The sequence below is a fragment of the candidate division WOR-3 bacterium genome (assembly GCA_039801905.1).
In the GTDB taxonomy this organism is placed as follows: Bacteria; Hydrothermota; Tepidihabitantia; order Tepidihabitantales; family JBDRVQ01; genus JBDRVQ01.
In genome coordinates this window covers 13,351-27,532 of the sequence record JBDRVQ010000010.1, presented here as the reverse complement: position 1 = coordinate 27,532, position 14,182 = coordinate 13,351, and the positions used below count along the sequence as shown (strand labels likewise).

Sequence of the window (14,182 nt, the reverse complement as noted above, 5' to 3'; positions counted from 1 at the left end):
ATCAAAATTGGATTAAAATATTTGTTTTGCGGGAGTAACTCAAGGGTAGAGTCCCTGCTTCCCAAGCAGGTGGTTGCGGGTTCGAGTCCCGTCTCCCGCTCATAAGAGATGCTATTCAGTATTGGGTTTTGGGTATGTTTTCTTTTGACCTTTGCCTCTAATCCTTTCCTTGACTTCGGCACATGGGAGATAGTAATCTCTCAGGAGACAAAAACTGAGACCCCAATTTCTACAAAGGATATAACACTTTTAGCCAAAGAGGTCCTTAAAGATTGCTTTTACGACTCTGAACAGACGGTGCGAGATTTACTTATCTCTAACCCAAAAGTTGAAAGGAGATTTAATTTTCTTAACCTCATCCCCTCTTCTTCAGAAAGAGGTCAGCTCTCGGACGGTACAAAAATCATTGACTTCCGAATTCCCATAAAAGGGAATATTCTTTCTTTATTAGCCCCCAAAACTGGAGGTGGAATCCCCTTAGGTCCAATTGCCTGCCCTATCTGCGGACAACCTTGGCCTGAGGGAAAGGAAATTCCAGAAGGGATAACACCAGTTTTATTAGAAGAAGTCGGCGCACCTAAATATACCGGGGTAATTATTGACGCCCGGAACTTGGAATTAAAACCTTGCCTCTTCTTACGGATTTTAGATGAAGAAGGGAGAGAAGTTTACGGACCCTCCTTTGTGGAGCGGGAAGAACTTATTGAAAAAGGAATGGTGGAGTACCAAAAGTCAATAAATTTGGCTTATGGAAGTGAAAGGGCAGGGAATGCGCCAATTTTTATTCCCGCTTTAAGGGTTACGGGGAAACACAGATGTAACTTAGTAATCTCAAATTCCGATGCCCGAAAACTTCATTCTTCCTCTTTGGGTCTTAAAGCACTCCGGCGGTGTCGGGTAATCATTCTCGTTGGTGAGTAGGCTAAATTGAGCCCTTTACCTTTACAGAAAGACGTTATCTACGGACCGATTCGGTCAAAGAGACTCGGACTCTCCCTGGGAATAAATCTCTTACCCACAAACCAAAAAGTCTGCTCTTTTGACTGTATCTATTGCCATTATGGGAAGACAAATATTAAAACCTTAGACCCTAAGGATATTCAATTTCCGGCGATTGATTTAGTGCTAAAAAAATTAGAGTGGTACCTAAAATCGGACATTGAGTTTCATTATATTACATTTTCTGGCAATGGTGAACCACTCCTTTATCCAAATTTTGACCTTCTGGTGAAGGAAATAAAGAAATTAAGAGACTGCTACCGTCCAAAAACACCGATTGCCCTTTTAAGTAACTCCTCGGTAATAATTCGTGATAAAAAGATTGAAATATTAAAGTTAATAACTTTACCAATCTTTAAGTTAGACGCCGGAGACGAAGAGACCTTTCAAGAGATTAACCGGCCGGTGTCTGAGGTAAAATTGAATGGGATAGTGAGTGCCTTAAAAGAGATTAGTAAAGAGATAGAAATTACTATCCAAACGGTCTTTCTTAATGGCCGGATAAGAAACTTTAACGAGAAATCGCTTAAAATATGGATTTCTCTAATCAAAGAGATAAATCCTTCTTTTATTCAAATCTACTCGGTTGACCGACCAGTAGCCGAAGAGAATGTGAAAATGGTAGACGATAGAACCCTTTTATCTAAAGCAAAAGAAATTGAGAGAAGGACAAAAATAAGAACAATCGCCTATCTTCCCAAATAGGAAGGAATTCTTAAATAAAAAAAGGGGCGGAGAAAACCTCCGCCCCTTCCCCTTTTAGGTCGGTATTAGTTGTGGAGGACGAAGAAAACCCAGAACTCTTCGGAAGTTGGGTCATCGCAGTTAGGAGATAACTCGTACATCGGTGGACCTTCATACATTCTTCCCCAACCGACAATGGAATATTGCTCAACCATCCCGGTAGTGGCATTAACCCATGTTCCAAAAGCAATTGTTCCGGCAACTTCACCCTCTGCCGCCACATCAATATAGGGGCAGTCAGAATAAGCACCAGAATTTAGAGTGAGGATATTTCTATCTGCTGGATCATCAAAATAGAGGTCACCATGTGGGTAGTAAATGTCCTCAAACTCGTCCCCTAAGTCTTCACTGATATATGGTTGACCGATGTAAGGGTTAGTTGGGCAAGTTCCGTAAATGATATCTTCTCCACCGGTAAAAATTTCACCACCTGGGAAGTAAGGACCAACAACCTCAAAAAATGCAGCCTCATCGCCATCAATTTCATCAGCGGAAGGATAATTGCCGAAATGGTCGGTAGCGAATGCCTCTAATGAGGTCTGGAAGACGTGCATATTATTCTTAACCGAAGACCGACGGGCTCTTTCCTGGAAGAGGACGAAGTTCGGGATGATAAGTGCTAAGAGGATACCGATGATTAAAATTACAACCAAGAGCTCAATTAATGTAAAGCCCTTGCGTTTTAACATAGCGCACCTCCCTGTGCTTTATTTACCCTATGGGGGTCTCTCTCCACAATAGGGTCTCTCATATAACAAGTAAAATAAGTAAAAAAGACGCTTTTGTCAATAAAAAATAACAAAAACTAAATTAAAAATAAGATTTTGAATATAAAACACTTATTCTATTTTTTAATAGAAATTATTACAAGCCGGTGACGACCTACTCTCCCATGCCGTTACCAGCATAGTACCATTGGCCCTGGAGGGCTTAACTTCTCTATTCGGAATGGGAAGAGGTGTTTCCCCTCCGGTATCGCCACCGGCAAACTTACTGGAAAGGCGGATAGTTTTAAGTCGCACAGCCGATTAGTACCGCTCGGCTCAAAGCGTTACCGCTCTTACACCTGCGGCCTATCAAGCAGGTAGTCTACCTGCGGCTTTCAGGGTATTACCGGTTGCCCGGTAATACACGGGAGACCTAATCTTGGGAGGGGCTTCCCGCTTAGATGCTTTCAGCGGTTATCCCTTCCGGACATAGCTACCCAGCGGTGCGGCTGGCGCCACAGCTGGTAGACCAGAGGTCCGTCCAACCCGGTCCTCTCGTACTAGGGTCAGCTTCCCTCAAGTCTCCTACGCCCACGATGGATAGAGTCCGAACTGTCTCACGACGTTCTGAACCCAGCTCACGTACCGCTTTAATGGGCGAACAGACCAACCCTTGGGACCGACTTCAGCCCCAGGATGCGATGAGCCGACATCGAGGTGCCAAACCGGGCCGTCGATGGGAACTCTCGGGCCCGATCAGCCTGTTATCCCCGGAGTACCTTTTATCCGTTGAGCGATGGCCCTTCCACACGGGACCACCGGATCATTAGGCCCCACTTTCGTGTCTGCTTGACCTGTCGGTCTCGCAGTCAGGCTGGCTTATGCCCTTACACTCCACGCACGATTACCGTCCGTGCTGAGCCAACCTTTGGGCACCTCCGTTACCTTTTAGGAGGCGACCGCCCCAGTCAAACTACCCACCTGCCACTGTCCTTCGGTTATACCCGAAGTTAGGATCCCAACAAATCCAGGGTGGTATTTCACCGTTGGCTCTGCCCTGACTGGCGTCAAGGCTTCACAGCCTCCCACCTATCCTACACAGGATTTGCCAAGACCCAATAGCAAGTTGTAGTAAAGGTTCACGGGGTCTTTTTGTCCGATCGCGGGCAGGCGGCATCTTCACCGCCACTACAATTTCGCCGGGCTCCCCGTTGAGACACTGGCCCGCTCGTTACGCCATTCATGCAGGTCGGAACTTACCCGACAAGGAATTTCGCTACCTTAGGACCGTTAGAGTTACGGCCGCCGTTTACCGGGGCTTTGGTCGGAAGCTTCTCCCGATTTGCATCGGGATGACCTCCTTCCTTAACCTTCCGGCACCGGGCAGGCGTCAGGCCCTATACATCGCCTTACGGCTTAGCAGAGCCCTGTGTTTTTGTTAAACAGTCGGCAGGCCCACTTCACTGCGGCCCTCTTCGGCTTTTGACCGAAAAGGGCACCCCTTCTCCCGAAGTTACGGGGTCAAGTTGCCGAGTTCCTTAACGGGGGCTCACCCGAGCGCCTTTGGATACTCTCCTCGCCCACCTGTGTCGGTTTCCGGTACGGTCACCCTAATATCTCGCATAGAGGTTTTTCTCGGCAGTTGGTCCGGCTGAGTTCGCCTCGGTTAAGAGGCTCCCCCTCAGAGCAAGGAATTACGGATACGGATTTGCCTATATCCCATCCTCACTCCTTAGACCGCGTAAGCCAACACGCGGCTCAGCCCTTCCTCCTGCGTCACCCCATAGCTGGTAACGATATTAGGGTGGCAGCGGAATATTAACCGCTTTCCCATCACCTACGCCTTTCGGCTTTGGCTTAGGCACCGGCTAACTCTGGGCGGATTAACCTTCCCCAGAAACCCTTGGGCTTTCGGCGACCGGGTTTTTCACCCGGTTTATCGCTACTCATGCCGGCATAATCACTTCCGCCTCGTCCAGTATCCCTTACGGGATACCTTCAACCTACAGCGGAACGCTCCCCTACCGAAATCCGATTTCTCGGATTTCCTACGGCTTCGGTTCCAGGCTTAAGCCCCGATAAATTTTCAGCGCGAAATCGCTCGACTGGTGAGCTGTTACGCACTCATTATAGGATGGCTGCTTCTAAGCCAACCTCCCAGCTGTCTAAGCGATTTCACATCTTTTCCCACTTAGCCTGGAATTTGGGACCTTAGCCGGTAGTCTGGGTTATTCCCCTCTCGGCGATGGAGCTTATCCCCCACCGCCTCTCTCCCGGGATTATTGTCACGGCATTCGGAGTTTGATTAGTTTCCCCCGGATAAAATCCGGAGTAGACTATTCAGTGCTCTACCTCCGTGACAAAACTCCCGAGGCCGCCCCTAAAGGCGTTTCGGGGAGAACCAGCTATCACCTGGTTTGGTTAGCCTTTCACTCCTACCCACAGCTCATCCGAGGATATTGCAACATCCACCGGTTCGGGCCTCCCTCTCGTGTTACCGAGAGTTCACCCTGGCCATGGGTAGCTCACCAGGTTTCGGGTCTATTCCCGGAAACTAAGCGCCCTATTAAGACTCGCTTTCGCTACGGCTCCCTCCTATGCTTTCACATAGGAGTTAACCTCGCTTCCGAGAATAACTCGCCGGCTCATTATGCAAAAGGCACGCGGTCACCCAATTCCGGAACCTTACGGAACCGAAATCAGGCTCCCACTGATTGTAGGTATAGGATTTCAGGTTCTATTTCACTCCCCGCCAGGGGTTCTTTTCACATTTCCCTCACGGTACTACTCCACTATCAGTCAGTCAGTAGTATTTAGCCTTAGGAGGTGGTCCTCCCAGATTCACACAGGGTTTCTCGGGCCCCGTGTTACTTGGGAACTCTACCAGAGAAGATGCTCCGGATTTCGCCTACAGGGCTTTCACCTTCTATGGCTTGCCTTTCCAGGACAATTCGGCTATCCAGAACATTTTTTCACTTCTCCGCCTTACGGCAGTCGGCACGGTAGAGTCCCACTACCCGACTTGGGCAACGGCTGCCGCCTTTGGCACCCAAGCCGTTTGGGCTCTTCCCCTTTCGCTCGCCGCTACTTAGGGAATCGCTTTTGCTTTCTTTTCCTCCGGGTACTGAGATGTTTCACTTCCCCGGGTTCGCCTCCACCTTGCGGTGGATTCCCTGATTTAATCAGGGACGGTTTCCCGATTCGGGGATCGCCGGGTCAAAGGTTGTTTGCACCTCACCGGCGCTTATCGCAGCTTACCACGCCCTTCATCGCCTCTGACTGCTGATGCATCCATCCTATACCCTTAGGAACTTAAAACTACCCGCCATTCCAAATTTTCCAAAGAACAATTCAAGTACTATATATAAATATAATACAAAAAAAGGGAAGAATGTCAAGGGGGAATTTAAAATTATTTTATTGTTTCACATGAAACAAAAATGAGAACTTCCTTATAAAATCTTTAGCACCTTCCAGAAATCACCGGTCCATAACCATAGAGGCATAATCCCGGAAAGGTTTCTAAAAATTAAAGGAGACTTTGTCAAATTTTGGAAAATTTTTAAACCCTTCCCTCCAATTATCCACTTCGCCTTCTTTAATCTCATCTTTATTGGAGCAATGGTCTATCTCCTTTGGCGGGTGCTGATTTTGGCGGCACCCGCCTTAAAGTTTCTCTTAGGATTAGGCTCCCATTTAGTCTCCTGATTAAACCCTTAATTAGACTCTAAATTATACCCTGATTTAGGCTCCTATTTATCCCTCTCTTTATACCCTCTTTTAGACTATTTATTAAATTCTCAATTAAACCCTTTATTAAATCTCCGATTAAGTCTAAGATTAAGCCTTTTCTTAGAACTTCTATTATCTCTTCCATTAAATCCCCGATGCCATCCCCTGTATGCTACACCCCTTTTTATAAAAGTAATCCCCTCCTTCTCTTTTTCCTCCTTTTTATTATCTTTTACTCTCAATTACTCTATGGCGATAGGACCTCCAAAATTTTAAGGGTTGGGATTAGAACCCAATCACTTACCTTAATAACTTCTTTTAACTTCTTCATAGCCCTATATAATAAATACGGAAATACCCCCCAATTTCTGACACTAAATTTTCCCTTTTTTAGCCAATCCCTTCTCTTTTGCTTAAAAAATCCTTTGGAGTGGTCCCAGCGGTTAGAATCCTACCGTAATCATGCTCACTTTTAACGTTTGGACTGAAGAGTTGACATTTTTTTAATTTTCAGTATTTTTAAATTATGATTAAAAAGTTAATTCTTTCTACCGCTTTTTTAGTAAGCATCCATATTGTCCCTCTACCGATAAAGGCTAATCAAATATGGATAGAGATTGGCAACGGAACCGGAGTGGAATACTGGCCGTTTTGCCGATATTTTAACTATTCTATCTGGGAAGGGATATATCTCCAATCAGAAATAGATAGGGCAGGAGACATCATCGGTATGGGATTTCATACCTGGGCTACTTTTGGTCTGACAATAGAAAGCGTAAAAATTTATATGAGAGAGACAACCGCCACTACCCTAAGTGACGGACTAATACCGAATTCCCCACCTGAACCCTGGGTATTGGTTTGGAATGGGGAGTGGCCAAATTTAGACACTGGCTGGAATTATATTTTTTTCCCAACTCCCTTTTACTATTCTAATGAGGGTAACCTTCTTATATTAATCATTAAAGGGTTCCAAGTTGGCACTCACGGGAATTCTCCAATGTGGTATTATACTTCAACCTCTCCTAATTTTCGGGTGAGAAGAAATGTGAGCGATGCCCGAATTCCGGGAAGCGGTTATGCCAGTTATAATCGCCCAAATATCCGTCTCGGTTTTTCAGAAACAGGTATTAAGGAGGGAAAAGAGATTAGGAAGCAACTTCTATTAGGTAGGGAGAAAAACTTTGAAAAGATTTTCAATTTTTCAGCAAGGAATGCCAAATTCCGGATTTACGATGCTTTTGGGAAGATGATTTTAGAAGACTGTCTTCTGGTAAAGAGATTACCTAAGGGTATATACTTTTTGCTTCCTGCCACGGATGGGTATAGAAAAAATAAGAAGTTAATAGTATATTAGGGTTTTTTCACGGTTTTTAATAATGGATTACTCTCCTTGATAGATAAAAATTCTCCCTTGACAAATTCAATTTTCTTATTATTATTTTTATATATAAGTTGCTCCTTGGAAAATTGGGATGCGTGCTCAGGATGAGGTGTTTCGCTTGGAGGGTTTGATCCTGGCCCAGGACTAACGCTGGCAGTGTGTCTTAGACATGCAAGTCGAACGGACTTATTACGGTAGCAATACCGTGATAAGTCAGTGGCGAACGGGTGAGTAATATAAGGATAACCTGCCCCTGAGAGGGGGATAAAATCCCCCATAGTCTCAATGGGACGCATGTCCTATTGAGTAAAGGTGGCCTCTGCTTGCATGCTACCGCTCAGGGAGGGGTCCTTATCCCATCAGGTAGTTGGTGAGGTAACGGCTCACCAAGCCTATGACGGGTAGCCGGCGTGAGAGCGTGACCGGCCACACGGGGACTGAGACACGGCCCCGACTCCTTCGGGAGGCAGCAGTCTAGAAATTTGGGCAATGGGCGAAAGCCTGACCCAGCGACACTGCGTGGGGGATGAAGGCCTTCGGGTTGTAAACCCCTGTCAGGAGGGAAGATGTCTCAGAGGACTAATAATCCTCTGAGATGACTGTACCTCCAGAGGAAGCCCCGGCTAACTACGTGCCAGCAGCCGCGGTAAAACGTAGGGGGCAAGCGTTGTCCGGAATTACTGGGCGTAAAGGGTGTGTAGGCGGATTTGCAAGTCCATTGTGAAATTCCCCGGCTCAACCGGGGAACGGCGATGGATACTGCAAATCTAGAGGACAGGAGAGGAGGGTGGAACTCCCGGTGTAGCGGTAAAATGCGTGGATATCGGGAGGAACGCCGATGGCGAAGGCAGCCCTCTGGAATGTTCCTGACGCTGAAACACGAAAGCTGGGGGAGCAAACGGGATTAGATACCCCGGTAGTCCCAGCCCTAAACGATGTGGGCTAGACATTGGGGAGACCCGGTGTCGCAGCTAACGCGTTAAGCCCACCGCCTGGGGACTACGGCCGCAAGGCTAAAACTCAAAGGAATTGACGGGGGCCCGCACAAGCGGTGGAGGATGTGGTTTAATTCGATGCTACGCGAAAAACCTTACCTGGGCTTGACATGTCGGTAGTAGCGACCCGAAAGGGGAGCGACCGGATTTTTTCCGGAGCCGACACAGGTGCTGCATGGCTGTCGTCAGCTCGTGCCGTGAGGTGTATGGTTAAGTCCTGCAACGAGCGCAACCCCCGCCCTTAGTTGCCACCCCGATAATTCGGGAGCACTCTAAGGGGACTGCCCGGGCAACCGGGAGGAAGGTGGGGATGACGTCAAGTCATCATGGCCTTTATGCCCAGGGCTACACACGTCCTACAGTGCCCACTACAATGGGCGGCGACCTCGCGAGAGGGAGCAAATCCCAGAAAAGTGGGCATGGTTCGGATCGTAGGCTGCAACTCGCCTGCGTGAAGATGGAATCGCTAGTAATCGCACATCAGCATGGTGCGGTGAATACGTTCCCGGGCCTTGTACACACCGCCTGTCACGCCATGGGAGCTCGCAATACCCGAAGTTCCGCTTTTGCGGACCCAAGGTAGGGCGAGTGACTGGGGCGAAGTCATAACAAGGTAGCCGTACGGGAACGTGCGGCTGGATCACCTCCTTTTAATTAGAATCAGACTATTTTAACAAACTTAACCTGAGCACGCATCTCTTTTTTGTTTCACATGAAACAACCAAAAAAATAAAAGAATTCAAAAAATTTACCCTTCCTTCCATCAAAAAGAAATATATCCCTATTGACATTCCATAAAAAATGTAGTTTAATTTATCCCTAAGGATATTCAAGGAAAGAGAAAGAGGAGTGAATGTGGATAAATGGCAAAAAGAAATAAGTATTTGGAAATTGGAAACTTAATTTATTTGGTATGTGGATAATCTTGTGGATAAAATTACTTAACTATGCTTGATAAAAAAGAGATATGGAAAATAGCTCTTGAGTACATAAAGGGAAATACTTCTGAGGATGTTTTTAATACCTGGTTTCTACCTATCTCCCTAAAAGAGATAATAGACGGCAAAGTAGTTTTAGAAGTGCCAAATTTATTTTTCTCGGAATGGCTTGAAGAATATCATTCCGACTTAATAAGGGAGGCTTTCAAAATCTCTGGCCTTAAAGAATGTGAAATCAAATATCAAACAAAGAATTACGAAATTACCAAGGAAGAAAAAGGAGTTTCTTTCGTCCAAGTAAAAGAAAGTTTTCCTTCGGAAAAGAAAATCTCCTTCCTCAATCCACGATATACCTTTGAAAATTTCGTAGTTGGGGAATCAAATCGCTTTGCCTGTGCCGCGGCAAAGAGGGTGGCGGAGGATTTAGGTTCTTTTAACCCATTATTTATCTATGGAGGGGTTGGCTTAGGAAAGACCCATCTGTTGCACGCGATTGGCAATTACCGAAAGAAGGAGTATCCCAATGAAGCGATTTATATCACCTCTTGTGAAAATTTCTTCTTAGATTTTATTCAATCCCTTCAGGAAGGAAAGGCTATGGCATTTAAAACCAAATATCGCGAAGTATCCCTTCTCCTTCTTGATGACATCCATTACCTTATAGGTAAAGAACGCCTTCAGGAAGAGATCTTCCATACCTTCAATCATTTTCAAAGCCTGGGGAAGCAGATAGTATTCACTTCCGACCGCCCACCAAAAGAAATCCCGACCTTAGAAGAAAGGTTGGCTTCAAGACTTGGCTCAGGCTTGGTTTGTGATATTGGACCACCAGACCTTGAGACAAGGATCGCAATTTTGAAGAAGAAGGCAGAACAAGAAAATTGCTTCTTCTCCCCGGAAATTTACCAACTGATAGCCGAAAGGATAAAAACAAATATTCGGGAGTTAGAATCGGCTTTGATCCGGCTGATTGCCTATCGGTCAATCATCGGGGATAATATAACCCTAAAAACTGCCCAGGAGATTTTGAAAGACCTTTTACCCCAAAAAGAGGAGTGCCAAGGAGAGGAGATAATTGAGGAGGTAATTAATGAATTTTCTATTTCTAAGAAGGAATTATTCTCTTCCAGCCGGACAAAAAGAGTAGCATTACCAAGGCAAGTAGCGATGTATCTATTCCGAAAATTATTAGCCCTACCATTGAAAGAGATTGGTGCCATCTTTAATGGCAAAGACCACACAACCGTAATTCATGCCTGCGAAAAGATAGAGGAGATGATGAAAGAGAATAGAGAACTGGCAAACCGGATTGAAAAGATAATCACCCGAATTAAAAGCCGATAGCATCTCATTAAGTTATTGATATTAAATAACTTGTATTATAAAAATCACCTTTTGACAAAATGGAAAAATTTTGTATTATTATATGTTAGGGAGTTAAAAATGGAGGGCTTATGAAACTCTTCATTCATTCGCTGTTATTTTAGTAGCGGCCCTCTTTTTCTCTTCTAAACTAACCGCTTGTGGTTTCATCCATGAATGGCCGAATGCGGAGAGCCTTAGATTTTACGGATTGTCAGATACTCAAACGGCAAGAATCAAGTGGTATCTTGAAACTATGCTAAAAGTTAAAGATAGCCTTACAAGAGAAAAAGAGAGAGAATATGAGAATCTTACAAAACTTATGGAGGCGGAAGAGATAGACGAAATCAAAATCAGAAGAGCGAGCGAGAAGGTAGAAAAATTATGGGGAGGGATTTTAAGAAATGACATTAGCTTCTTATTAAAGATGAGGAAGACTTTGCCACCTAAACTATATAAAAAGATTAGGAGACTTTTTAAGTTAGGCGACCCAAATAAATGGAAAGAAAACTTAGAAAAAAAGGAGGGAAGATGAAGATAAGCCTAAGAGCAACTTTATTTATATTTTTAATCTTCATTACTCTAACTGCCCCTGCGCAACAATCCCCAATAATATGTACTTTGCGCGGGAGTCCTCCAGAATCAATCCCTTCACAATTTAATGGTAATATCCGGGCTGCATCTTTCCTCTATGGTACCCTATGTTTTCTTCATGGGCGCTATGGTTACGCAAGCTTTGCTGATAGAGAGAGTATCTGGATCAATGTTATGGAAGAATTAGAAGATGGATTTGACCTCGTAATCTTTGAAGGCGATATTGAGAAGGCGAAAGAAAAAGTTAATGAGGCGCTTGCCACGGTTAAGAAAGAGATGGAAGAGGGGAGCCCGAAAGATCTTTATTCTATCTTGCTACAAGGAGCGACCTTTTTGCTCACTCATCCGAAAGAAGAAACCTCTCAAAAGGAGTTAATCGAAATCCTCTATAAGATTGCCGACGAAAATGGAATAAGCAGGTCCATAGTTGATAAGTTCGTTGCGGGTGAAGAACCAAACATTGATGAAAGACGATGGCGCTGGGGTCATTCCTGTGAGGTGTCGCACGGTCATAGCGGGTGGCACGAGGTAACAGTTTGTTTCCCAGATTGGCTTCAGAGACAACACTAATAGGCTTTAATGATTAAACTTCTTCTCTTTTTTTTGATAATAAATAAGGAGAAACTCATTTTCGTTAAAGTTACAGAATTAATAGGAGACTCTAAAAGGGTAAACGCTGTTTCCTTCACACCCGACGGCTCATATGTTGTAGCCGGAGGAGAGGATGGAGTGATAAAGGTTTTGGAAAGTGAGAAGTTTAATCAGATTGCTCTCCTCAAGGCACACCCAGGGGGAATTAATACTCTCTCCTTCTCCCCTAACGGAAAATTTCTCTCCTCCGGAGGAAATGATAGTGGAATTAAGTTATGGCGCACTATTGATTGGAAAGTTGAGAAGACTCTTAAATCAGAAGATAAAGTGACGGCGGTTCTCTTCGTAGATACTTCTTGTCTCATAACGGGAAATGGGAAGGGTGAAGTAGTAGTTTGGAATATACTATCAAAGGAAAGAAAAACCCTGACGAGACATAGAGGTACAGTTTTTCTCTCCTCCAATCAAGGGATTGTTGCTACAGGTGGTTCAGACCGGTTGATAAAAATTTGGGAACCTATCACATTTAGAGAAATTACCACTTTGAAAGGATTTAAAGATTTCATCGGTGCCACTTCAATTTCCCCTGATGGAAAACTCATAGCAATTGGGGTGAGAAAATCAATAGAGATATGGAGTTTAGAGAACTTCTCCAAGGTAAAAACCCTAAACCATCGCGGTCCCGTAATTAGTGCTGTAAAATTCTCCTCCAAAGGAAATCTTCTCTTTACTAGTGACGAACCTTGCTTTTGGGGAAGTGGGTATATTAGAGTCTGGAGCAGAGACGGTTGGCTCCTTCTCGGTGAAAAAGAATTTCCAGACGGAGTCATTTCCTTCGATTTTTCGCCGGCTAAAGAATTATTAGCAGTAGCGAGTGGGAAGAAAGTGATAATTTTTAAGTTAAGGGAGGAATAAAAAAGTAGCAGGAGGTTTTTCTATTATTTACATATCTCACAACAGTAATTTTCATGCCTATAGAAAATGGAGAGAATAGAGAACTGGCAAATCGGATTGAAAAGATAATCACCCGAATTAAAAGCCGATAGCCTCTCATTAAGTTATTGATATTAAATAACTTGTATTATAGAAATCACGACGTCTTAAAATACTTCACACTTTCAGAAGAATAAACGACGAACCTCTTATCACTTCCTGCTCCTTTTCTTTAGGAAATGGGACGTGTTATCGCCTCCGCTATTGAAAATGGTTATCCATTGTCCATAAATATCGGACACGGTATTTAAGAGGTTATATGACTCGCTTTTTCAATTCCCTTTTTCTCTTTTCCTGTCTATTTTTAGTTTGCCCGCCAAAAGGAGTTAAAGAGTTTAAGAAGGCGAAGATGGAAGAGGGAAGAGGACTTAAACTAAAAGAGTTCGCCACCGCATTAATCAAAACCGGACTCTTTTCTGATTATGAGGAATTAGCACAAATCCCTTTTGTCTTTAAACTTACAGATACCCTCAAAAGCCCCATTCCCTCTGAGAATATCCTCTTAAAATTTAACGGTGAAATTAAAACCTTTACCACTGATGAAGAGGGTAAAGTTATTCTCTTTTTAAGTGAAGAGATATGCGGGAAAAGTGGCAGAGTACCTCCCACGAATGCGGGATATGCAGAAGGGGGCAAGAGGGGATTAGGAAAACTGTCAAGAACTATAGGAGACCAACTATCCCTTTCTAAGTAGCGGGCATAGAGCCGATAGGGGAAAAGGGCGGTTGGTGAATAAGACTGCCAAAAAACATAGACCCTGCCTTCAAAAGGGCCAATCGTTGGGTAGGAGCGGTCTTCATTTGGGCAAAACTACTTATTTGGTAGGTATCGCCATCAAATCTTCGGTAGTAAATCCTTGAAGGACCAAAAGAGGAGTCGGTCCAGACAATATGGATCCCATTGGAATAGGGAGAGATCCCAACGACAATTGAGGAGAAATAAGACTTTCCCAAAGTTCGGCTGATATTTACTGGTGGACTTCTTATATCTAAGCAGTAATAATAAATTTCGGAATTGCCCGCGGTATCTTTTTCCCGAACAACATCCCGGTAGCCATTCTCGGAGACGAAATTTGAAGGGTTCCTTCCCGGATAAAGAATTGGAAGTATAGTTAATTTCTTGACATTTATCAATTTAGGCTCT

General features: G+C 44.4%; 11 protein-coding genes, 1 tRNA gene and 3 rRNA genes. 10 read left to right on the top strand and 5 right to left on the bottom strand.

Features of this window, described 5'->3' with window-relative positions:
• Nucleotides 1–28: 28 nt before the first annotated feature.
• The 3 genes from ABIL00_03095 to ABIL00_03085 all read left to right on the top strand — a co-directional run bounded on the left by ABIL00_03095 (nucleotide 29) and on the right by ABIL00_03085 (nucleotide 1,704).
• A tRNA-Gly gene (locus tag ABIL00_03095) sits at nucleotides 29–100 on the top strand.
• Nucleotides 101–108: 8 nt separating this feature from the next.
• On the top strand, nucleotides 109–921 hold the full coding sequence (locus ABIL00_03090; GenBank protein MEO0109751.1) for a hypothetical protein: 813 nt from the start codon (nucleotides 109–111) through the stop codon (nucleotides 919–921).
• Between the two features lie 6 nt (nucleotides 922–927).
• Complete coding sequence (locus ABIL00_03085) at nucleotides 928–1,704, top strand: radical SAM protein (GenBank protein MEO0109750.1); 777 nt, start codon at nucleotides 928–930, stop codon at nucleotides 1,702–1,704.
• 65 nt (nucleotides 1,705–1,769) lie between these two features.
• Here the strand turns inward: ABIL00_03085 and ABIL00_03080 are convergent, their stop codons facing one another.
• From ABIL00_03080 to ABIL00_03065, 4 genes are all read right to left on the bottom strand, one after another.
• Nucleotides 1,770–2,432, bottom strand: coding sequence for a prepilin-type N-terminal cleavage/methylation domain-containing protein (locus tag ABIL00_03080; protein MEO0109749.1), 663 nt, complete (start codon nucleotides 2,430–2,432; stop codon nucleotides 1,770–1,772).
• Between the two features lie 180 nt (nucleotides 2,433–2,612).
• Nucleotides 2,613–2,729: ribosomal RNA gene (rrf, locus tag ABIL00_03075) — 5S ribosomal RNA — on the bottom strand.
• Nucleotides 2,730–2,750: 21 nt separating this feature from the next.
• A 23S ribosomal RNA gene (locus ABIL00_03070) occupies nucleotides 2,751–5,768 on the bottom strand.
• A 482-nt stretch (nucleotides 5,769–6,250) separates the two neighbouring features.
• Nucleotides 6,251–6,424: a hypothetical protein gene (locus ABIL00_03065; GenBank protein MEO0109748.1), complete on the bottom strand. Its 174-nt coding sequence runs from the start codon at nucleotides 6,422–6,424 to the stop codon at nucleotides 6,251–6,253.
• 284 nt (nucleotides 6,425–6,708) lie between these two features.
• Here ABIL00_03065 and ABIL00_03060 point away from each other — a divergent pair, with 284 nt between their 5' ends.
• The 7 genes from ABIL00_03060 to ABIL00_03030 all read left to right on the top strand — a co-directional run bounded on the left by ABIL00_03060 (nucleotide 6,709) and on the right by ABIL00_03030 (nucleotide 13,733).
• A complete protein-coding gene (locus tag ABIL00_03060; GenBank protein ID MEO0109747.1) occupies nucleotides 6,709–7,539 on the top strand; it encodes a hypothetical protein in 831 nt (276 codons plus the stop codon).
• Nucleotides 7,540–7,681: 142 nt separating this feature from the next.
• Nucleotides 7,682–9,212: ribosomal RNA gene (locus ABIL00_03055) — 16S ribosomal RNA — on the top strand.
• A gap of 296 nt (nucleotides 9,213–9,508) precedes the next feature.
• Nucleotides 9,509–10,843, top strand: coding sequence for a chromosomal replication initiator protein DnaA (gene dnaA, locus ABIL00_03050; GenBank protein MEO0109746.1), 1,335 nt, complete (start codon nucleotides 9,509–9,511; stop codon nucleotides 10,841–10,843).
• A 274-nt stretch (nucleotides 10,844–11,117) separates the two neighbouring features.
• The gene (locus ABIL00_03045; protein ID MEO0109745.1) at nucleotides 11,118–11,396 is read left to right on the top strand and encodes a hypothetical protein; all 279 of its coding nucleotides are present in this window, start codon (nucleotides 11,118–11,120) and stop codon (nucleotides 11,394–11,396) included.
• The gene (locus ABIL00_03040) at nucleotides 11,393–12,025 is read left to right on the top strand and encodes a hypothetical protein (GenBank protein MEO0109744.1); all 633 of its coding nucleotides are present in this window, start codon (nucleotides 11,393–11,395) and stop codon (nucleotides 12,023–12,025) included. Before ABIL00_03045 ends, ABIL00_03040 begins: the two co-directional genes overlap by 4 nt.
• 33 nt (nucleotides 12,026–12,058) lie before the next feature.
• Nucleotides 12,059–12,961 (top strand): WD40 repeat domain-containing protein, encoded by a 903-nt coding sequence (locus tag ABIL00_03035; GenBank protein MEO0109743.1) that lies wholly within the window; start codon nucleotides 12,059–12,061, stop codon nucleotides 12,959–12,961.
• 337 nt (nucleotides 12,962–13,298) lie between these two features.
• Nucleotides 13,299–13,733, top strand: a complete 435-nt coding sequence (locus ABIL00_03030; GenBank protein ID MEO0109742.1) for a hypothetical protein — start codon at nucleotides 13,299–13,301, stop codon at nucleotides 13,731–13,733.
• Here the strand turns inward: ABIL00_03030 and ABIL00_03025 are convergent.
• Entirely contained in the window at nucleotides 13,726–14,172 is a 447-nt protein-coding gene (locus ABIL00_03025) for a hypothetical protein (protein MEO0109741.1), read from the bottom strand. The genes ABIL00_03030 and ABIL00_03025 overlap by 8 nt on opposite strands.
• Nucleotides 14,173–14,182 lie beyond the last annotated feature (10 nt).

What these genes read in the sequence shown, in the direction of transcription:
- dnaA (MEO0109746.1), top strand. Translation starts at nt 9,509, where the DNA reads ATGCTTGATAAAAAAGAGATATGGAAAATAGCTCTTGAGTACATAAAG.
- ABIL00_03045 (MEO0109745.1), top strand. Translation starts at nt 11,118, where the DNA reads ATGCTAAAAGTTAAAGATAGCCTTACAAGAGAAAAAGAGAGAGAATAT.
- ABIL00_03080 (MEO0109749.1), bottom strand. Translation starts at nt 2,432, where the DNA reads ATGTTAAAACGCAAGGGCTTTACATTAATTGAGCTCTTGGTTGTAATT.
- ABIL00_03090 (MEO0109751.1), top strand. Translation starts at nt 109, where the DNA reads ATGCTATTCAGTATTGGGTTTTGGGTATGTTTTCTTTTGACCTTTGCC.
- ABIL00_03030 (MEO0109742.1), top strand. Translation starts at nt 13,299, where the DNA reads ATGACTCGCTTTTTCAATTCCCTTTTTCTCTTTTCCTGTCTATTTTTA.
- ABIL00_03060 (MEO0109747.1), top strand. Translation starts at nt 6,709, where the DNA reads ATGATTAAAAAGTTAATTCTTTCTACCGCTTTTTTAGTAAGCATCCAT.
- ABIL00_03040 (MEO0109744.1), top strand. Translation starts at nt 11,393, where the DNA reads ATGAAGATAAGCCTAAGAGCAACTTTATTTATATTTTTAATCTTCATT.